This is a genomic window from Alkaliphilus metalliredigens QYMF (assembly GCF_000016985.1).
GTDB classification, from domain to species: domain Bacteria; phylum Bacillota; class Clostridia; order Peptostreptococcales; family Natronincolaceae; genus Alkaliphilus_A; species Alkaliphilus_A metalliredigens.
In genome coordinates this window covers 3640053-3660751 of sequence record NC_009633.1, presented here as the reverse complement: position 1 = coordinate 3660751, position 20699 = coordinate 3640053, and the positions used below count along the sequence as shown (strand labels likewise).

Here is a 20699-nt window from a genome sequence, read left to right as displayed (position 1 = left end):
GAAAAAGGGTGAATAAAATGGCTGAAAAAGGACAGAAAAGTCTAGCAGTGAACAAAAAAGCAAGGTTTGACTATTTAATTGAGGATACCTTTGAAGCAGGAATGGTGTTAGTTGGAACAGAGGTCAAATCTATCCGACAGGGCAAGATCAACATCAAGGAAGGGTATGCCCGTATTGAAAATAGTGAGATTTACTTGCATAATGTTCACATAAGTCCCTATGAACAGGGAAATATATTTAATAAAGACCCTTTGAGAATCAGAAAGCTACTACTTCATAAAGCAGAGATTAGAAAACTAATCGGATATGTTCAACAGAAGGGGTATACCCTGGTTCCAATGAAGGTGTATTTACAAAACGGATTAGTTAAATTACAACTAGGCGTAGGTGTTGGTAAAAAGCTTCATGATAAGCGTCAGGATATGGCCAAGAAGGATTCACAACGTCGAATTCAAAAAGAGTTAGGTCAACGTCAAAAAGGGATGGAATAAGTCTCTTAAATAAATCATGGGGGCGTACTGGTTTCGACGGGGGTTTAGAGTCATTAGTGGCGAGCCGTGTTTAGCTTGGGATCACGTAACAAACTGAGCAATAAATACAAACGCAAACGATAATTATTCACTAGCTGCAGCGTAATAGCACAGCTCGTTTCTCCTAGGCTTCCCACAGTCTAGACAGAAACGTCATCTTAGTGGGGAACGTCTTAAGGGGTGTCGCGACCTTAAGTTGTACAATTGTGACTAGCTGATCTTAAAACCCGTTGCTAGGTGTTAGGTAAAGCGAAATTCTAAAGTAGCAACTACGCTCGTAGAAGCTGATGGTGAAGGGCCTTCGGACAGGGGTTCGATTCCCCTCGCCTCCACCACTAGAAAACACAATATTATTTACAGCAAAGACCACATTGATGTGGTCTTTGCTTATTTCTACTTCTTTCACAAAAGATTGAATAAAGTTTTTCACTTCTTCAGTTTCATTATCTCTTAAATTAGCTTTAAACTGTTTTACAATATTAGATAAAACAATAGGATTTATCTTCTGTATGTTTTCGTTTGTTATTTTTCGATTTCAACAGTAGCAATTTCTTCTTGCTTTTCAAGCTCATTTAATCTATTCATTAATGTTTCATTACAAAAGCCTTTTTCAATTGTAGCAACTATATTATTAATTCCTTTATTGATTTCATTTAAATTCTTATTGTAAAGTGCTAGAAGTGCAATTTGAAAAAAATGAACATGCAATTAAAATTGAAGCTGTCAGAGAGCAGCATATTACAAAAGAAGTTATTGAGGAGCCTAAAAGACAGAAGGAAGGAGAGTTTTTAAAGATAAAATATGAACCTGATATTACTAATGCTTAATTATCAGAAGAATACATTAGAAGGATTATGTTTGAAGAAACATTAGGAGATCATGATTATTCCAATGATAACAATTCTAAAATGCCAATAATAGAAGATTTTGAACTTGAGCATTAAAGGGAGCCTAGGCTCCCTTTAATGCTCGTTTGAAAGAAATATAATTTACATGATTTTACGCCAATGAAAGTTCATGTTGTTGTGGAAAACAAATCCTAAAGCCAGTAAGGTTGTTCTGTGTTAATATTTCAATATTTCCATTATACTTATCAACGATTCTCTTAACATTGTACAGGCCATATCCTCGTTGAGATTTATTTTCCTTTGTAGAATAACCTTTTCTAAAAAGATCAGACATGTCCTTAGAGTTAATAGGTGTACCATTATTCCATATTTCCAAAACAGATGAATTAGCATCATCAATAAGTTTAAAGATAATTTTTTTCTTTTCATTATCTGCTTTCATAGGAACTTCGAGAGCATTATCAAGAAGATTCCCCAGCACTGATACATATTCATAATCAGCCAAAGGAAATGGAACATCATAAGGGGGAATTTTATACTGCAAATCAATATTTTTTAATTCTGCTTCACATAGTTTACTATATAAAATACCGCTAATGACTTTATTGTTAATGTGTAAAAAAGTGTCGATATCTATCAAATGCTTGTTAAGGCTTTCTATATAAATTTGAATATTTTGTATGACATCAGAAGTACTTTGCTGGCTAAATCCATAAATTGTAGTGATGTGATTTTTAAAATCATGTTGTTTACTTCTTATATCTTCAATTAGAGGTGAGACTAAAGACTCTTGTTGTTCATATGATTTAATTAAAATCTTTTCTTCTTTATCCTCTACCATGACCTGTATAAAGGTAAAGGTAATTAAAGCGAATAATGTTACCACTAAAAAGTATATTGAAAAGTCGGTATATACATCCAATAGAAACAAAGTGTTTAAAAGATATATAATCAATGCAGTGCTTAACAGAAAAGGGAAAAATTTTTCTAATATAGGAATATATTTTTTATATAGTTTTTTTAAAGGTATTAATCGACACAATATTACAATTATTACTAGAAAAATAGAAATATTTACTACAAAAAACTTATAAGGAATCGCCTTATTATTATTTATAGGCATAAAGAAAGCAGTGACATATAATAAAGGCACATGAACAAGAATTCCTAAAACGAATGTAGTATAAAACTGAACCACCGTATCCTTAATAGTCTTCCTAAATAGAAATTTAATCCAAATAATGCAATTAATATGAGTAAGAAACATCCTATACTCATACTGATGCATAAAAGAAAAAGTGGGAAGAATACCCATAAATGCTATTGAGAATAAAACCTTCCCTCTATTCTCTTTCCAAGGGATAGCAAAGTGACATAATATAATAAAAGTAATAGCATTTTCCATTATATTTACAAATAAATATTTTAAATACTCCAGCAAGTAAAACACCCATCTTCCAAATAAGAATAATATTCAAGTTTCTAATATATTTACAGTTACTATCCCTAATACTAAGCACTAAATGCTCTTAATTTGAAGGAAAACAAATCCTAAAGCCAGTAAGGTTGTTCTGTGTTAATATTTCAATATTTCCATTATACTTATCAACAATTCTCTTAACATTATATAGACCATATCCTCGTTGAGATTTATTTTTCTTTGTAGAATAACCTTTTCTAAAAAGATCAGACATGTCCTTAGAATTAATAGGTGTGCCATTATTCCATATTTCCAAAACAGATGAATTACCATCATCAATAAGTTTGAAGATTATTCTTTTCATTTTATCCTCTGATTTCATAGGAGCTTCAAAAGCATTATCAAAAACATTCCCCAGTATTGCCACATATTCATAATCAGTTAAGGGAAATGGAATCTCATAAGGGGGAATTTCATAATGTAAATCTATGTACCTGGATTCTGCTTCACATAGTTTACTATACAAAATACCACTAATGACATTGTTTTCTATATGAAAAAAAATATCTACATCCTTCAGGTGTTTATTGAGATTTTCTATATAGGTTTGAATATTTTGACTAATATTAGAATTGCTTTGCTGGCTAAATCCATAAATAGTAGTAATGTGATTTTTAAAATCATGTTGTTTACTTCTTATCTCCTCAATCAAAGGTAACACTAAGGATTTTTGCTGTTCGTAGCTTCGAATTAAAATCTTTTCTTCCCGATCTTCCACCATCACCTGTAAAAAGCTAAAAATAATTATTGCTGTCAGTAATGCTATCATAAATGCAGGTATAGCATCCATAAAGTCATAGGAATACATTAAAGAGTTTAAGAAATAAATGTTCAATATAAAAACTAGTAATATTGGAAAATACCTTTCCAGTGTAAACTTGTATTGAATATAGAACTTTCGAATCGGTAATATCCAGCATAATATTGAAATAACAACAAAAGAAGTTGTATGGATCAAAATAAAGGCAATGTAAGGAATGCTTGCCGTCTCAATGGCTAGAAAATGTATAAATAGAATTGAAATGGGAATATCCACAAGTATAAAAAAAACAAATGCAGTATAAAAAAGCACTACGATGTCTTTAAATTTTTTGCCAAATAAGAACTTGAACCAAATAATATCGTTAATATGGGACAAAATCATTCTATAGGGATAGCCATGCATTGATAGAATAAGAGGAAGTAAGCCTACTGTGAATATTGCAAAAATAATTTTTTTCTTGTTGTCCTTCCATGAAATTGAAAGTTGACAGAAAATAACAAGAAAGGTGCTTGTAATCAAGAAGGCTACTGGGGTCATTTTAATAAATTCTATAATCATTAACTTTCCTCTTTTCATTTTTAAAAAATAAGTGCAATAAATGATATATTTCTACATTTTTCTTGTAATTCCTTTTGTATCCACTAAAAAATTTAATATACTCAGGATTCAGGGCCTTTGAAGGGGATTTAGGGGGCAAATAGTTGAATTATGAATTGATATCAATAATAATATACTTATCTATAACCATAGTAGAGATTTACAGTAAACCTGCAAAGGAAAACAAAAGGAAAGGAGTTGAAATTATTATGAAGATTTTTGGAGGAATTTTATTGTTTTTAGGAGTTATACTGAGTTTTTTTGGATACAACCAGATGAATAGCCTTGAGTCACAAATGGGAAGGTTAGTTGGGCATACTGATCCTACTGGAATGGTAATGGTTGCCATGGGAGTTGTAATGGGTATTGTAGGTATTGTTTTATTGTTGAAGAAAAATAAGAGTGAAGAAAGCAAAATTGCATAGGTCAATAGTGAGTTTTAAATAGTGAATAAATACGAATGGAGGAATAGTATGTTTAATAAAGAGAAAATCAAAGGTTTTGTTTCTGGATTTACTGTTGCTATTTTAATTTGTTTATTAACAGTTAGTGCCTTTGCTTCACCAGTAAGAAAATCAATTGAAGTAATGTATAACGATATTAAACTGGTAGTTGACGGTCAAAGAGTTCAATTTGGTAGAGATAGTGTTGGGAATCAAATTCAGCCATTTATTTATAATGGAACTACATACTTACCGGTAAAAGCAGTGGGCGAAGCATTAAATAAGAATGTTGAATGGGATGGACAAACTCAAACAGTATATATCGGTAAGAAAACATTGTTTGAAGAGGAAGTAGTTTTTATTGGGAATGGCATAGACCACATGAGCTTTGAAATGAACAGAGGAAATAAGAGTAATTTAAAATACGAATATAACATCACAATGCCAGTTGAAGATAATATAAGAAATAAATATAATAACTATCTATTTATTCCAATAGAATCTTATAGTATATGGGGAGCTGATAGGTATAATGCTTGGAGTAAGATTGATTTTCCTTTAAATGCAGGATATAAAGAGTTTAAAGCTACTTTAGGAATACCTAATAATTATAAAGATGAATTTGGAACTAAAGATATCAAGATATATGCAGATGATAGGTTAGTATATGAAAAAACATTAAAGCAAGGCGATATGCCAGAAGAAATAACAGTAAATGTAGCAGGAGCTTTAAAACTCACTATTCAGATTACTACGGATGACGGTACTACTAGAAAAGATGTAGGATTCTTTAATGCTAGACTTACTAAATAAATAGAATAAAGGGCTGTTGCAAAATTACTTTTATATATTTGCAATGACTACTTAGTTAATCCAAGATTCGATAATACCCTATCTTTACATGGTAATAATTAATTCAAAAGGAATTTTTGCAGAAAAATACTAAGGTAAAGAATATTAAGGAAAATCGAAGGAGTGACGGAATTGAAAAAAACTGTTTGTCTGATATTGGTTATTAGTTTATTATTAATTACTTTATCTGGATGTAGTTCATCTAATAGTATTGTAGGGAAGTGGGGAAATGATGAAATCGAATTAGAATTCTTTAAAAATGGTGATGCAGTATTTCGTGAGGGTAGTGAGACAGGACATTTTAAATATGAAGTTCTAAGTGATAAGGATCTGAAACTAACAGCTAAAATAGAATTTCGCGAGGAAACAGAGATATTCGATTATTCAATAGAAAATAATACTCTTTTAATAATGGACTTGGAATTAAAGAAAAAATAATTTAGACATTTACAACAGCTTTATCCAAGGGTCAATGTGAAACGCACCTTAACTATTTTACATTGACCCACTTGCTTAATCCAAGCTTCGATATTACATTATCTTTAAAGGTTTCACCTAACATGACTGTTTCAGAATGATTTAAAAATGTTATCACCCATATGTTATCGGTTTTCTTCATTTCTTTTATGTAATGTATGTTTACTAAAAAGGAGCGATGACATTGTATAAACTCTCCTGGAGACAGCATTTCATAGATTTTAGATAAGGGCATTTTTTTTACTAAATAACTGTCATTAGAAGTGTAAATGGTGCAATTTTTTTTATACACTTCAATATAGACTATATCCTTTATAAATATTTTCAAAATATAGCCCTTCATTTGAAAGGTTAAATACTGCTCATCATTATTTGATGATGCTAATGAACTTGTATTCAAGAGCTTTTTTGTAATAGCAATAATATCTTCTTTTTTATAGGGTTTCACAATGTAATCGTAGCAGTGAATTTGTTTAAAGGCTTTTAAAATATATTGGGTGTATGTAGTCAAAAAAACCACCCAGGTAAGTTCATATTTTTGAATTGCTCTTAAATTTTTTGCTAATTCTAAACCAGATCCATCGGGTAAGCCGATGTCAATGAAAAAAAGGTTTATATTATGGCTAAGGGCTAGATGATAAGCCTGTTTAACGCTAGTTGCAGTAAATATTGTAATATCTTCTTGAGATTCTTCAAGAATGTCTTTTAAGAAACATAGTTGTTCTAAATTATCTTCTACAATTAATACTGTGCTCATATTGCCTCCTGAATGCATAGGTATTTGAGAGTTCACTATCATAGAATCATTTTACAACAATCAATTGATTTTATCAATAAACTTACAAATAAAGAGATAGTGATATTTAAGGCTTTAGTAAAATGAACAGAGGGGGAGGAAAGTGAGTGATGAAACATCATAGAATAAAAGTATTTCTAGTAGTTATTTTAATAATGGGTTTATTGGCTGGCTGTCAAACTAATAAGGAAACAAACTCTGAGCAGTCATATATAAAATATAATAAAACTACTGAATTATGGGAGATATCTGAAAAAGCATTTAAAGATGCTAAATCAATTAATAGAGATAAGATAGAACAAGATACTCCTAATGAGTTATATATTGCTTTGTTTGGTTTTGGGGAATTTAAAAATATAACTTATGGCATGTCGAAAGTGGATACTGATGATCCAAGGAAAAATATTACTTTTATTGATAGCAATGATAAAGAATATTATATATTTGATACTAATGGAAGAATAACTTTAAGACAAAAACCTGTTGTAACTGGTAAAATAAAAGGGAGAGATTTTGGCAAACAAAAACGGAGAATAATTTCCAATTTACTACAATAATAATATCCCTTCTGGTAGAATTAGTTAGCTAGTGACACCAGAGGAGGAATGAAATTGAAGGAGTGGAATATGTTTGCTGAAATCCAAGGATACAAGTCCAAAGGACTGAATAAATCACAGGTAGCAAGGAGGCTGGAGATCGACTATAAAACAGTACATAAATATTGGGATATGACACCAGATGAATTTGCAAGCTTAAGACAAAGAACTGAATCTAGAGAAAGGAAGGTGGACAAATATAAGGACGAAGTCTTAGCATGGATTAGAGAACATAGGGATTTATCAAGTGCTCAAATATATGATTGGCTAGAGGAAAAATATCATGTGCTGGACTTTAAGGATAGAACTTTACGACTATATGTCAATCACTTAAGGGAAGAACATAAGCTCCCTAAAGTAGTTTCAGCAAGGCAATTTGAGGAGGTGGATGAGCTTCCTATGGGATATCAAGCACAGGTTGACCTGGGCCAAATATGGCTAGATAAACCTGACAAAACAAGAATCAAAGTATATTGCTTTGGTATGGTTTTATCCCATTCCAGACATAAATACATCTATTGGATAGACAAGCCCTTTACTACCCAGACATTCATTGAGGCCCATAATAAAGCCTTTGAATATTTTGGAGGAATGCCTAAGGAGGTTGTTTATGACCAGGACAGAGTCCTAGTGGTATCAGAAAATCATGGAGATATCATATACACAGAAGGATTTCAAAACTATATTAATTCCCTTAAGTTTAAAGTGTACCTTTGCAGGGGTTATGACCCACAGAGTAAAGGGAAAATTGAAGCCGTAGTGAAATATGCCAAGTATAATTTTGCAAAGAATAGAACATTTGTAGATATTGACTCATTTAATGATGATTCGCTGAAATGGTTAGAAAGAAGAGGTAATAAAAAAGTCCATGAAACAACAAAGAAGGTACCGGCAGAAGTGTTTGCCCTGGAAAAGGAACACTTAAAGCCAATACCCACTCTATTTGTAAACACAACTAATACAAATAGTTTAACCTATCTCGTTAGAAAAAACAATACAGTTTTTTACAAGCAAAATAGATACCAAGTCCCTACGGGAACCTATTCTCCAGGGAAAGAGGTTAAATTAATTATTAAGAAAGATACCATGGAAATTAAGAACCAAGATACAGAACAGTTAATTATTGAACATAAAATCAGTCAGGATAAAGGAAAATTAGTGAAAATAGAGCACTATGATAGGAATGAGAGTAAACACTGTACAAGTCATGAAATCTACAACAAAGTGTTAAAAAGCTTAGACCATACTGAAAAGGCTAATGAATTTGTTGATGTATTAAAAATAGAGAAGCCAAGACACTTTAAAGATCAATTTGCCCTAATAATGAATACAGTAAAAAACCAAGACAAATCAATTGTTCAAAGGGCATTAAGCTACTGTATTGAAAGGAAATTGTTTAGCGCAGGGCTCTTGAAGGATGCCATACAGTACTTAAAACTTGAAGAAAACAGACAACTAAATAAGAAGTACTTTAAAGCTGACATAACTACTCCTTCAAAATATCAGGATTTAAAGCCTCAAGTACGAGATATTAGAGAATACATGAGTGCCCTGAAGGAGGATAAAAGAAAATGGAAAAATTAGAATCAATAAAGGATCACGCTAAAAAACTCAAATTGAACTACTTAAATACCAATGCAGATTCCATCGTTGAAAATGCTGACATAAACAACATTTCATATCAGAATCTTTTACTGTCAATATTAGAAAACGAAGTCGATCTCAGAGAGAAAAAGGCCCAGGAACGCAGAGTTAAGGCTGCAGGCTTTCCGGTACTTAAGACAATAGAAGAGTTCGATCTAACCTTTCAAAGATCGATTACCCAAAGACAAATCAATAGTCTTATTGAGATGGACTGGATAGATAGAATGTATAATCTAATACTTTTAGGCCCTCCAGGGGTAGGTAAAAGCCACTTGTGTATTGCATTAGGGTACAAGGCTGTAGAGATGGGCTACAAGGTTAGCTTCACCACCATGGACAATCTGATGCACTGTTTAAAAACACAGGAGATATCAAGAAAAAGCAAAGGGAAAATCAACAATGTTTTATCTTCTAGTCTTCTGATCATCGATGAGCTAGGTTACCTCCCCATATCAAGAGAAGAAGCGAACTTGTTTTTCCAATTAATATCAGCCCTTCATGAACAAACATCGTTAATTATTACCTCCAACAAAGGGCTTGAAGATTGGACCGAGTTATTAGGGGACCCCGCTTTAACCACGGCAGTGTTAGATAGAATCACTTACAGATGTGAGCTATTTAATATGACAGGTAAGAGCTATAGATTAGAACATCGAGAATCATTGTTTTAATAGATGAAGGAGGCGATTGTGATTATGTTGTTAAGAGAGAAAGATTTAAAAAAGTATTTGTTTAGCAGAAGGATAACTATCTCTGATGGCTTAAAGCAGGAATTATTAAATGAGTATGGATCTCCTGTAGAAGATGATGAAGGTCATATTTTCGAGTATACGGAGCAAGATATTTATGAGCAAATCAGAAAAGTCATAAGAGATAAAAACTAATATTCGTTTAATAAAGTTCAGTGATTATAAGATAAATTACAAGCAGTAGTGTATGGAGAGATTTGGAAATTACTATGGAAAACTATTTGCCAAAATTTCTCCAAAAACACTTGCCAGTTACAGCTTGTAGGGGATGTGATGCCATTGATAGTGATAATGGTGGTACCATCATTACTGCACCTATGGCCAAACCTGTCCTTCCTGGCAGCATGGTATCGCCATCAGTGCTTGCATTTATCATGGAAAACAAGTACAATCAGGCCCTTCCCCTTTATAGACAGGAAGCTTCTTTTGTAAACTATGGAATTGATCTATCTCGTCAAAACATGGCCAGTTGGATTGTTCAAGGTGCTGAAAAGTGGTTGAGCCCCTTGTATGATAGAATGCATACGCATTTAAAACAATCACCAGTAATACATGCTGATGAAAGCCCCCTAAAAGTGCTTGATGAAAAAGATAAAAGTCAAAGCTATATGTGGCTTTATGCAACGGCTGAAACCAGTGAACATCCAATATATCTTTATGAATATCAGCCTTCAAGAGCTAAGAAACATCCAAAGCAATTTTTAGAAGGATTCACAGGGTTTCTTCAGACCGATTATTCTGATGTCGGAATAAGATTGACATCACATATATGCCGGCTTCAATCAAAGGTAAATACTACTATTTGTATTTGATCTTGGACTTGTATAGCAAGAAGATCATAGCTTGGGAAGTCTATGATAGAGAATCAGCTGAATACGCAAGCAGGCTTATGCGCCGAGCAATTATGAGTGAAAACCGTACAAAAGACAAGAAACCGCTTGTTCTGCACTCAGATTATGGAAGCCCATGAAAGGTGCAACCTTACTTGAAACATTGATTATGTTGGGGATCATGCCTTCGAACAGCAGACCTCGTGTCAGCAATGACAACGCCTATGCTGAATCAATCTTCAAAACACTTAAATATAGACCAGGATATCCACGTAAAGGCCTTGCAACCATTGAAGACAACTATGTTAACAAACACTGATAGAGAAACTATAGAGGATATAGTTTTTGTGTGGAATTCATTAGTAATCAAGGAGGAATATTATGTATAAGATTATGATTATAGAAGACGATATTACTATAGCGGAGAGTTTAAGTGCCTATATTGAAAAATATAATTATGAAGTGTTTATAGTAAGGCAGCTTGAAAAGATAATGGATGAGTTTAATGAATATAAACCTGATTTAATACTCTTAGACGTAAATTTACCAATATATGATGGTTTTTTCTGGTGTAGAGAAATTAGAAATATATCTAGTTTGCCTATAATATTTATATCTGCTAGGACAGGTGATTTAGAACAAATATATGCTATGGACAATGGTGCTGATGATTATATTGTTAAACCATTTGTCCTAGATGTAGTTATAGCTAAAATAAATGCCAATATTAGAAGGGCCTATGGAGATTACAGCAATTTGACTAAAGAACGAATTTTAAACCTAAAAGATTTAAGCCTATATTGTGAAGCTTTCATATTAAAAAATAGGGATAGAGAAGTAAGATTAACTAAAAAGGAAGTTGAACTTTTATCATTATTTATAGAAAATCATCCAAAAGTTATTTCAAGAGAAGAATTACTAAGGGCTTTATGGGATGATGAAATGTTTGTAGAAGAGAATACTTTAAATGTAAATATTACAAGGATTAGAAAAAGATTAACAGAGGTAGATGCAAGATTCCTTATTGAGTCTGTAAGAGGAGTAGGCTATAGGCTTGTGGAGGTGGAGTAAATGAAACTGTTTATAAAACATCATATTTCATTTATAGTTTTATTTATACTAGTATTTATATGCTTAGGGTTTACTATTGAAGTTTTAGGAGGAATTGAAAATAACTTTAAATACTTTGTTTTTCTAAGTTTTTTTCTGTTGTTTATTTTTTTAGCCATTAAATATTTTAGAAACTATAGAATTTATAATGCTTTTTCAAATAAACCTAAGGAACTCAAAGAAATATTATTGCATAATCCTAAATCAGCCTTGGAAGAGGCATTTTCTCAAAACCAAAGAGAATATTTTAAAATATTTAATAACAAGATATTAGAGTTAGAAAGTATTCAAAAACAATACAAAATGTTTATAGATCAGAGTATTCATCAGATGAAAACACCTTTATCTGTAATAAGTATGATTTCCCAAAAGAATGGAGAAGATGAAAGCTTTAAAAAGGTGTTAGCTCAAGTAAATAACTTGGATTACCATTTATCTCAGACTTTAAAATTTTTAAGACTAAGTGATATTGAAAAAGATATACAAATTGAAAAGATAAATCTAAGAGCTTTAGTGGTAGAAGTTATTAATGATTTAAAAGATTTTTTCATATTAAACGCTATCTATCCTTCTGTAAATATTGATGAGGATATATTTGTTTTTACAGATAAAAAGCAAATTAAAAATGTTATTTATCAGATTACAAACAATGGAATAAAGTATGGTAGGAAAGATAGCAAATTAATATTTGATATAAAAAGTGATATAGGAAATACTATTTTAAACATAACTAATGATGGAATTGGAATAGTTTCTAGTGATATAGATAGAGTATTTGATATATTTTATACAGGAGAAAATGGAAGGACATATGGGGAATCCAGCGGTGTGGGACTGTATATAGTTAAAAAGGTTTTAGATCTTTTATCCCACCATATCAGCATAAAATCTATCCCAAACGAAAAAACTACATTTAGTATATACTTTTAAAAACCATGAATTGTTCATGGTTTTTTGTTTATTACAAACATGTAATGTTGGTGTAAGCTATTTAAATAGTAAGACTTTACATAATGGACTATAATTAATTTATGATTTAGGATAAAAAAGGAGGAAACATATATGAATGTTTTAGAAGTAAAGAATCTGTCGAAAATTTATTTGGGAAAAATAAATTATACAGGATTAGAAAATATTGATTTTAATTTAAAAGAAGGTGAATTTGTAGGAGTGATGGGACCTTCTGGCAGCGGAAAAACCACTTTATTAAATTGCGTTTCTACAATAGATGAACCCTCAACTGGTGAAGTTTTAGTAAATGGCAAAAATCCATATAAATTAAAAGAAGAAGAGTTATCTAAATTTCGCAGAAAGGAATTAGGTTTTGTTTTTCAGGATTTTAATTTAGTACACACTTTAACAGTAAAAGAAAATATCATACTACCATTAGTACTAGATAGTATAGATTTAAAAGTTATGGAAGAGAGGCTTAACAAAATCATAAACCTTTTAGGAATCGAAAAGATATTAAATAAAAGGACTTTTGAAATTTCAGGAGGGCAAGCCCAGAGAGTTGCTTTAGCAAGGGCATTAATTCATAATCCACCTTTACTATTAGCTGATGAACCTACTGGTAATTTAGATACTAAAGCTGCAAAAGATGTAATGAAAATATTTACTACCATTAATGAAGAACTTACTACATCTATTTTAATGGTTACTCATAATCCATATATAGCAAGCTTTTGCAGTAGAGTTATTTTTATAAAAGATGGAAATCTTTATAATGAGATTCATAGGGGAGATAATAAAACTGTATTTTATAAGAAAATAATAGATATGTTGAGTTTCTTAGGAGGTGATGTAGATGACATTTAAAAAGTTAGCATTTAATAATGTATGGAGAGACAAGTGGACCTACTTAGCATACTTTTTAAGTAGTATGGTCTCAGTATTATTATTTTTCTTGTTTTCAGTCTCTATGTTCCATCCAGCTTTAAATGTGATACAATTTGGTTCTTCTTTAGCCCTGGCTATGGGAGCGGGAAATATATTATTATATTTATTTACTTTTATGTTTATTTCTTTTTCCATAGGTGCTTTTTTAAAAAATAAACAGAAAACACTAGGAATATTTATATTAAGTGGTGCAAGTAAAAGGCAAATAAATAAAATGATATTTATAGAGAATATGCTAATTGGAATTATGGCAATTATAGTGGCAATTATTTTAGGACTGGTTATTACACCTCTTTCTCTTATGGCTTCTAGTTATGCATTAGGCGTAGAGAATTTTAATATGTATTTTCCAATAAAAGCCATTATACTAACAACTGTGATGTTTTTGGGACTATTTTTCTTAGTGGCTACTTTATCACCTAGATTTATAAGAAAAGAAAAGGCTTTAAATTTAATAAAATCAGATAAGAAAGATGAAAAGAATGCAAGGATACCATTTGTTTTTATGTTATTGGGAGTTATTTCTATAGTTACTTTAGTAGCTTTAACTATTCTTAAAAAAATAGAATTAGTTATAAATAATACATTAGGATTGTTAGTTGTTTTTTTACTTGGATTAATAAGTTTATATTTTTTTATTATAGTGTTAGGAAAGTTAATTCTATGGTTAATTATTAAAAGTAAACATTATTATAAAAAGACTAATATGCTTTTAATAGCTGAGCTTAATTCTAAGTTTAAAACTAATGCCAATATGATATTTTCAGTAACAATTTTATTAATTGCAGTTTTTTCTACAACTACACTGTTATATGGAATGACAAAAGATGTAGAGACTAAAACCTTAGAAAGCTATCCCTTTAATTATATATATATTGTCAGTGAAAATACAGTAAGAGGAGAAGAAAAAGTAGAAACTTTAAAAAATACATTATCTATAAAGGAAGGATATGTAGGATTAACATTTGATATTCTTACTTTAAAAGGTAATTCGTTTCCACGTACAGGTATTATTTCTCAGAGAGAATATAATAAGGCAGCAGAAATACTAATGTTAGAGCAATTAGATTTAAAGAGTAATCAAATATTTATAGTACAAGGAACAACAAGAACTGAAGTTAGTAATGTTAATTTAGAGGATAATGATAGTTATAAAGTCTTAACCGATAAAGCAGATAGAAATTTAGAGATTATAGGAGAAGGTGAAAGGTCAATTACACCTGCAGGTTATTATAGGAATCTTTTAGTAATAGAGGATGAACTATATAATAGTTTAGACGAAAGAGAATTTAGTATATATCAAGTAAATGTTTTTAATGTCGGTGACTGGAAGGAAGATTTAAGCACTGCTAATAATTTAGTATCTATAATTACAGACAATGGAGAAAACCCTGGTGGTTTTTTTGTTTCTGGAATACTATATGAAACAGAAAAAATGGTGAAAAATTTGATGCTTTATATAGGTGGGGCATTGAGTGTGATATTTTTATTAGCCTCTGCCAGTATGATATATTTCAGATTAGTCACAGAAAAGGAAAAAGAAGCTATAAAATATAAAAATTTAATGAAGTTGGGATTATCTAAAAAGGAATTTTCAACTATACATTATAAAAATATAGCAATACTGATGTATGTACCCTTTATCATAGCTACAATATTTTTATTTATGCAGAATTGGATACTAATTTCCAAACTGAATTTGAATTATTCTAAAGTAACTACAATAAGTTTTATAATATTTTTAGTACTTCAAACGATAGGATATCTTATAACAGTAAAAAACTATAAGAAATCTATATTAAATATAATTGAGTAAAAGGTTTAGAACAAATTGATTGGAGTGATTAAATGACAAAGCAAAAGATACGGAAAACCGTTTTAATTGCTGAGGGGGTACGTAAATCTTATGGTTTAAAGGGAAATGCTCAACAGGTGTTACAAGGAATCGACCTTCGAGTGATAGAGGGTGAGTTTGTTGGAATTATGGGACCTTCAGGATCAGGGAAGACAACTCTTCTCAATGCATTAGCTACTATTGACCGTCCCACAGATGGACAAATCTTTATAAAAGAGCACGAGATTTCCAAAATGAATGATAGTCAGCTTTCAAACATTCGTCGTGAACATTTAGGCTTTATCTTTCAGGATTACAATTTGCTTGATACATTAACGGTAAAAGAAAATATATTGCTACCTGTTTCTTTAACAAAAATAAGCAAAAATCAAGCTGAAACTGAGTTTAATGCCATAGCAGAGATTTTAGATATTAAGGAATTAGCTAATAAGTACCCTTCTGAAATTTCAGGTGGAGAAAAGCAACGCACCTCTGCAGCACGAGCGCTAATTCATTCGCCCTCGATTGTTTTTGCTGATGAGCCTACAGGCGCCCTTGATTCAAGAGCAGCCTCAAATCTATTAGAAAATTTACATGAGATTAACCAAGCACGACAAGTCACCATTGTTATGGTTACTCATGACCCGTTGGCATCTAGCTATTGTAAGCGTGTGATCTTTCTTAAGGATGGAAGAACTTTTTCTGAATTGTACCGGGGAGAGAAAACGAGAGAATCCTTCTTTAAGGACATTCTTGATATGCAAGCCCTTCTTGGAGGAGGTAACCAGAAATGACTACACAGAAATTAGTGATCCGCAGCATGCGAAAAAACATCAAAATGTATTATCTCTATTTTTTCGCAATGATTTTCAGCATAAGTTTGTATTTTATTTTCTCTACCCTACAAAATGACCAAACCATTGTTAATATGGTTAAATCTAGCATGCACTTTTCAACGGCCTTTCAAGTCGCTGGAATATTACTCATTCTCATTACCATTGTGTTTACGATGTACGCTACCAGCATCTTTATTAGAAGACGTAGTCAAGAAATCGGAATGTATCAGTTAATTGGCTTGTCTAAGGCTTGGGTCGCTCGGTTACTAATCTTGGAACACACTATTCTTGGTCTAGGAGCTTTATTTATTGGAATGCTAGTTGGAGCTTTGCTCTCGCGACTCTTTCTTTTACTGTTTATGAACCTGATAGGACTTGAAGCTATGGTTGGATTAACCTTCTCCAGCCAAGCAGTTATCCAAACAATTGCTGTTTTTACTTGCTTAATTGCTGTCACATCTTTACAAATTATATGGACGGTTTATCGAAGTACACTACTACAATTGTTTCAAGCAAATAAGCAAAATGATTACTTTGTTAAACGTCCAAGCATCGTTTCAAGTATTTTAGGGTTAGTAGGGTTAAGTCTAATAGGGTTTGGCTATTATGTGTCTACCTTAATTGTAGACCATGCTGACTTGCTGTTGTTTCTTATGATATTAGTTCTCGCCAGCACCATACTGGGAACCTATTTAGTTTTCCATACGACGATAAGCTGGATATTATATGTTTTTCGAAAAAAGCAAAATGGAAACCTCGGCTTGTATAATAGCCTGTCTGTAGCACCATTAATGCACAGAATGAAAGGTCACGCCAATTCATTAACATTGATCACTGTATTGTCTGCCATGACGATTACGATGGTTTCACTTTCATATTCCTTATACTATTCAACGGAAAACGATGTGAGGTTGGCGATGCCTTTTGATTTTGCAGTGGAAAATATGCAGGAGGAAGCCGCTATTATATCAAGTAGGTTAGAAGAAGAACAGATTGGATTTAATCATTATCAACTAGATGCCATAAGATTTGTTGGCACATGGGTGGAACAGGATACAAATGTAGACAATCGTCACAGAGCCTTCATGGTTTTCTCAGCAGAGCAGATGGTGCAGGCTGGATTAGATGTTGAGAGTCCCCGAGATGGTGAAGCAATCTATCATAATACGCGAGCCATTATAGAAGGAGTAGAAACTTCATTTCCAAAATACGTGCAATACCCATCAGACGATGAGGCAAATCGGTTAACAGTGTCCAAGTTTAGGCTTGAAAACGTGATGAATTACAGATTCTATGGAGAACAATTACTTGTTTCTGAAGAAACCTTCCAGAGAGTGAGAGATAGCATTCAGGAGGATGAGTACAAGGAATTTTTAACCTTTGAAGTGTTTCACTTATTAGACACTGAAAAATCAGATATCGCCTCTGACATCTTTCTAACGAATGTGGATAGTGACCAGTATATCACTGACTTTTATTCCGCATACGAGGAATCCCGGCAAACCTACGGGCTTCTTATTTTCATCGCAGGCATTTTAGGCTTTGTGTTTCTTCTTTCAACGGGAAGTATTTTATACTTTAAACAAATGACAGAGGCTGAACAAGAAAAAAACCATTATCGGACACTGCGACAACTGGGGTTCCAAGTAAACGATATTATGAAAGGCATCATCCGTAAACAGCTCTTTGTTTTTTTTATTCCTCTGGGAATTGGGTTAATTCACGCTGCTTTTGCTCTTAACTTAGGTTTTGTTCTTATCGCCGCAAGCACGCTCACTCCAATCATCATTAGTATGGCAGCGTATATTGTCATCTATTTGATGTTTGCCGTGTTTAGCATTCGGTATTACAAAAGCATTGTCACAAATGCTTTATAGAAAGGAAGAAAAGTTATGAAAAAGAAGATATTAATTTATTGTCTCGTTGTAGTCGTTGACATTCGCAGTCACCGAAAGCGGAGAGACTAAACGAGTGGTATTCACCACCAGTATTAGATTCGATCAAGGCAAACCCTTAAAAGTACTCGCCAAAGGTGCCTACACAGCAGAATATAAATTTATAAATTATAAATGAGAATGAAATGCCATAAAATTATTTGTTAATAGTGACTTAGTTAGTTTTATTACAGGATTGTAACTGGTAAAATAATTCACTGACATTCGCACTAATGATATAGCCCTAAAGCTTCAATTAACAATACCAAATATTTATTTTCTTGAAAGGCTTTTTAAGAAAATGAGTAGAAAAAGTTTACATGATAAGCGTCAGCGAAAAACAACGTTGGAAATACTGCAGGAATACTTTTTTCTCGAAAGTAATTTCCAAAATATTGCTTAGGTTAACGCCTATGATTTCATTATATAAAAATAGACATCTATGTAAATAACATACAATTAAAGAGGGATAGATTTACTGTCCATTTTAACTTCGATCAATTACACTCTTATGTGTGATTTGGGACAAGTGTCCTATCCCTCTGTCCCTACCAATAATGACCTACTTAATGATCCCAAGCATTTTATCTAAAAGACCACATTTATTCTCTTTTTCAATACTATGAAAGTCGTCAATTTCAACACCATATCTATGACAAATACCCAATAATTCTTCTTTCATAGAGCAAGGAATTTCTGCTGCTATACCACAACTAGAGCTAACCTGTCGAGGGACAGGCATTAGCTTAACTGGTATACTTTTTTTCTTCAAAATGACCTCAGCATTTAAAGCGTGATGCGTAGTATGAAAGGTCAATACACAATAAAAAGTTCCCATTTTAATCACCTATTTTTCTATTAATATTTCATAGTCCTCATCATTTTCTAACACATTTACTTTAAATCCTTGGTTGGATGCAAATCTTTTTATATTTTCTACAGCAACTATAGCATCAACTAATACTTGAATAGTTTCACCAGAATAATTTTCAACGGCTTGTTTTGTCATAACAACAGGCTCTGGACAGGATCTACCTCTAGCATCTACAATTTTATACATTAGCCCCAACTCCCTTTTTGATAGCAGTAGTCGTTTCATGTTTCTCTAAACTTTTAATAACACCGTATCCAATAGCAATAACTACGATAAATCCTACAATAACAGCCACTTTTCCATTTAGTCCTACTCCTGCAGGACTTGCCGCTAGACCAAAATTATGAGCAAATGCAGCCCCTGCCATTAAACCAAAGATAGTGACGGTAGCATCTATATCTCCTTCTCCTGCTAAAATACTTTGGCGTAAGGGGCAACCCCCTAAGAAAACAGCGCAAACACCAGCTAAAGCCATACCAAGAAAGTTCCACAGGTGGGCATTATGAGCTATGGGCTGACCTTCAAAGCCTATTTTAAAGGTTTCAAAGTTAAAAAGAAGATTACCTAATAATGCAAATACAAATATACCAATAAGTCCCCAGAAATAATGAAAATCTTTGATTAATAGAATATCTCTGATGCCTCCAGCTGTACAAAGTCTTGTTCTCTGCAACATGGCACCTACTATAAGTCCAGCCGCTAAAGCTATTGATATAGGTGCAACCATGGATCCAGGTCCAGCTTCACTGAAATAGATAAAGGATGGAGCTGTTACCAAAAATATTAAAAGTATCACTACAAATACTGGCATGGTGTAACCAGAAACTGCAGGCTGCTTTATACTTTTGCCTAAAGTAAAGCCACCCTTTAAAAACTGGATACCAATCCAAATTCCAGCAACATAACCTAGAAGGCCTAAAATCGCATTTAAATCACCATTAGCAAGACGCAAAATCATCCTTAGTGGACAACCTAAAAATACAAGAGCTCCTATCATTAAGAAAAAGCCAAGTATAAAACGTAGCAATGGTGAAGATCCCCCCCTAGGCTTAAATTCACCTTTTGCTTTTGCCATAGCAAAGGATCCTAGAATAAATCCAGGAACCTCTGGTCTTAGATACTGTACAACTGCAGCCCTATGTAATCCTAAACCTCCTGCAATATCTCTAAAAAAGCATGCAACGCATATGCCCATATTGACAGGATTTCCAAACTTCACTAGTATTGCTGCCAATAGGCCAATGACTCCTCCGGATGCAATTACTTTTATTTTGTCATTGTTCATCTACATAACCCCCATTCAATTATAATTTCAATCTCAATTTCAATTATATTAAATTTTTAACAAACTTAGAAATTGAAATTTACGATATGTTTTCATAAGACAATAGAGTGATTTTATACAATAGTAAAACGATGTTTGTAGTATGGGAAATAATTAAGAAGAGGATATTGTCCCTTAATAGAATAATAATGCAATTTAGGGCGGTTTGCGTCCCCCCGTCCCCTATCCCTCAATCACACTGATTTTTTCAATTAAATCATATCTTTAAATATTAGGTAAAGTTTCTGTTAAAAAATGGCGATGAGAGTATAATTATTCTAAA

At 32.3% G+C, this 20699-nt stretch carries 24 protein-coding genes, 1 other RNA gene and 1 pseudogene; 20 read left to right on the top strand and 6 right to left on the bottom strand.

Translation table 11 applies throughout. The features are described 5' to 3' along the window. Positions 1 to 17 precede the first annotated feature (17 nt). The 3 genes from smpB to AMET_RS25930 all read left to right on the top strand — a co-directional run bounded on the left by smpB (position 18) and on the right by AMET_RS25930 (position 1357). A complete protein-coding gene (gene smpB / locus AMET_RS17520; protein ID WP_012064652.1) occupies positions 18 to 491 on the top strand; it encodes an SsrA-binding protein SmpB in 474 nt (157 codons plus the stop codon). 18 nt (positions 492 to 509) lie between these two features. After that, positions 510 to 865, top strand: a transfer-messenger RNA (tmRNA) gene (gene ssrA / locus AMET_RS25160). Between the two features lie 336 nt (positions 866 to 1201). Beyond that, a complete protein-coding gene (locus AMET_RS25930; protein WP_012064651.1) occupies positions 1202 to 1357 on the top strand; it encodes a hypothetical protein in 156 nt (51 codons plus the stop codon). A 172-nt stretch (positions 1358 to 1529) separates the two neighbouring features. Here AMET_RS25930 and AMET_RS17515 read toward each other — a convergent pair whose 3' ends face one another. Both AMET_RS17515 and AMET_RS17510 read right to left on the bottom strand, forming a co-directional pair. Further along, a complete protein-coding gene (locus AMET_RS17515) occupies positions 1530 to 2783 on the bottom strand; it encodes a sensor histidine kinase (protein ID WP_157047286.1) in 1254 nt (417 codons plus the stop codon). A 124-nt stretch (positions 2784 to 2907) separates the two neighbouring features. Then, positions 2908 to 4179, bottom strand: coding sequence for a sensor histidine kinase (locus tag AMET_RS17510; protein ID WP_012064649.1), 1272 nt, complete (start codon positions 4177 to 4179; stop codon positions 2908 to 2910). Positions 4180 to 4322: 143 nt separating this feature from the next. Between AMET_RS17510 and AMET_RS17505 the strand changes: the two genes are divergently transcribed. The 3 genes from AMET_RS17505 (at position 4323) to AMET_RS17495 (ending at position 5951) form a co-directional block, all read left to right on the top strand. After that, the gene (locus tag AMET_RS17505) at positions 4323 to 4643 is read left to right on the top strand and encodes a DUF3185 family protein (protein WP_012064648.1); all 321 of its coding nucleotides are present in this window, start codon (positions 4323 to 4325) and stop codon (positions 4641 to 4643) included. Positions 4644 to 4691: 48 nt separating this feature from the next. Further along, positions 4692 to 5474, top strand: a complete 783-nt coding sequence (locus AMET_RS24505) for an NPCBM/NEW2 domain-containing protein (protein WP_012064647.1) — start codon at positions 4692 to 4694, stop codon at positions 5472 to 5474. A gap of 171 nt (positions 5475 to 5645) precedes the next feature. Beyond that, entirely contained in the window at positions 5646 to 5951 is a 306-nt protein-coding gene (locus AMET_RS17495) for a hypothetical protein (RefSeq protein WP_041720995.1), read from the top strand. Positions 5952 to 6003: 52 nt separating this feature from the next. On the opposite strand, the gene AMET_RS17490 is transcribed toward AMET_RS17495, so the two are convergent. Next, entirely contained in the window at positions 6004 to 6747 is a 744-nt protein-coding gene (locus AMET_RS17490) for a LytR/AlgR family response regulator transcription factor (RefSeq protein ID WP_012064645.1), read from the bottom strand. Positions 6748 to 6893: 146 nt separating this feature from the next. Between AMET_RS17490 and AMET_RS26315 the strand changes: the two genes are divergently transcribed. The 14 genes and pseudogenes from AMET_RS26315 to AMET_RS25915 form a co-directional block, all read left to right on the top strand. After that, entirely contained in the window at positions 6894 to 7343 is a 450-nt protein-coding gene (locus AMET_RS26315) for a hypothetical protein (protein ID WP_041720993.1), read from the top strand. 54 nt (positions 7344 to 7397) lie between these two features. Beyond that, on the top strand, positions 7398 to 8966 hold the full coding sequence (gene istA, locus AMET_RS17480) for an IS21 family transposase (protein WP_049765184.1): 1569 nt from the start codon (positions 7398 to 7400) through the stop codon (positions 8964 to 8966). Continuing rightward, entirely contained in the window at positions 8954 to 9697 is a 744-nt protein-coding gene (gene istB, locus AMET_RS17475) for an IS21-like element helper ATPase IstB (protein ID WP_012062302.1), read from the top strand. Before istA ends, istB begins: the two co-directional genes overlap by 13 nt. A 24-nt stretch (positions 9698 to 9721) precedes the next feature. Beyond that, positions 9722 to 9910: a hypothetical protein gene (locus AMET_RS17470; protein ID WP_041720379.1), complete on the top strand. Its 189-nt coding sequence runs from the start codon at positions 9722 to 9724 to the stop codon at positions 9908 to 9910. A gap of 86 nt (positions 9911 to 9996) precedes the next feature. Beyond that, a complete protein-coding gene (locus AMET_RS17465; protein ID WP_242661315.1) occupies positions 9997 to 10587 on the top strand; it encodes an IS66 family transposase in 591 nt (196 codons plus the stop codon). Next, complete coding sequence (locus AMET_RS27400; protein ID WP_083761039.1) at positions 10545 to 10745, top strand: DDE-type integrase/transposase/recombinase; 201 nt, start codon at positions 10545 to 10547, stop codon at positions 10743 to 10745. The genes AMET_RS17465 and AMET_RS27400 overlap by 43 nt, the downstream gene beginning before the upstream one ends. Positions 10746 to 10808: 63 nt before the next feature. Then, positions 10809 to 10994, top strand: a complete 186-nt coding sequence (locus AMET_RS25920) for a hypothetical protein (protein ID WP_157047285.1) — start codon at positions 10809 to 10811, stop codon at positions 10992 to 10994. Beyond that, positions 10987 to 11676: a response regulator transcription factor gene (locus tag AMET_RS17460; RefSeq protein WP_012064643.1), complete on the top strand. Its 690-nt coding sequence runs from the start codon at positions 10987 to 10989 to the stop codon at positions 11674 to 11676. The genes AMET_RS25920 and AMET_RS17460 overlap by 8 nt, the downstream gene beginning before the upstream one ends. Beyond that, positions 11677 to 12645 carry a sensor histidine kinase gene (locus tag AMET_RS17455; protein ID WP_012064642.1) on the top strand — a complete coding sequence of 323 codons (969 nt, stop codon included), beginning with the start codon at positions 11677 to 11679 and terminating at the stop codon, positions 12643 to 12645. Between the two features lie 132 nt (positions 12646 to 12777). Continuing rightward, positions 12778 to 13533, top strand: coding sequence for an ABC transporter ATP-binding protein (locus AMET_RS17450; RefSeq protein ID WP_012064641.1), 756 nt, complete (start codon positions 12778 to 12780; stop codon positions 13531 to 13533). After that, a complete protein-coding gene (locus AMET_RS17445) occupies positions 13523 to 15430 on the top strand; it encodes an ABC transporter permease (RefSeq protein WP_012064640.1) in 1908 nt (635 codons plus the stop codon). Before AMET_RS17450 ends, AMET_RS17445 begins: the two co-directional genes overlap by 11 nt. Before the next feature lie 32 nt (positions 15431 to 15462). Next, complete coding sequence (locus AMET_RS17440) at positions 15463 to 16242, top strand: ABC transporter ATP-binding protein (RefSeq protein WP_012064639.1); 780 nt, start codon at positions 15463 to 15465, stop codon at positions 16240 to 16242. Continuing rightward, positions 16239 to 18161, top strand: coding sequence for an ABC transporter permease (locus tag AMET_RS17435; protein WP_012064638.1), 1923 nt, complete (start codon positions 16239 to 16241; stop codon positions 18159 to 18161). The genes AMET_RS17440 and AMET_RS17435 overlap by 4 nt, the downstream gene beginning before the upstream one ends. A 280-nt stretch (positions 18162 to 18441) precedes the next feature. Beyond that, positions 18442 to 18621: pseudogene (locus tag AMET_RS25915) on the top strand (IS4-like element ISAme1 family transposase); the annotation flags it as partial. 159 nt (positions 18622 to 18780) lie between these two features. Here AMET_RS25915 and AMET_RS17430 read toward each other — a convergent pair. From AMET_RS17430 to yedE, 3 genes are read right to left on the bottom strand one after another with little or no spacing between them, the layout of a single operon-like run. Then, positions 18781 to 19056 (bottom strand): DUF3343 domain-containing protein, encoded by a 276-nt coding sequence (locus AMET_RS17430; protein ID WP_041720989.1) that lies wholly within the window; start codon positions 19054 to 19056, stop codon positions 18781 to 18783. A 9-nt stretch (positions 19057 to 19065) separates the two neighbouring features. Then, positions 19066 to 19278: a sulfurtransferase TusA family protein gene (locus AMET_RS17425; RefSeq protein WP_012064636.1), complete on the bottom strand. Its 213-nt coding sequence runs from the start codon at positions 19276 to 19278 to the stop codon at positions 19066 to 19068. Further along, positions 19271 to 20377 carry a YedE family putative selenium transporter gene (yedE, locus tag AMET_RS17420; protein ID WP_012064635.1) on the bottom strand — a complete coding sequence of 369 codons (1107 nt, stop codon included), beginning with the start codon at positions 20375 to 20377 and terminating at the stop codon, positions 19271 to 19273. Before yedE ends, AMET_RS17425 begins: the two co-directional genes overlap by 8 nt. Positions 20378 to 20699 lie beyond the last annotated feature (322 nt).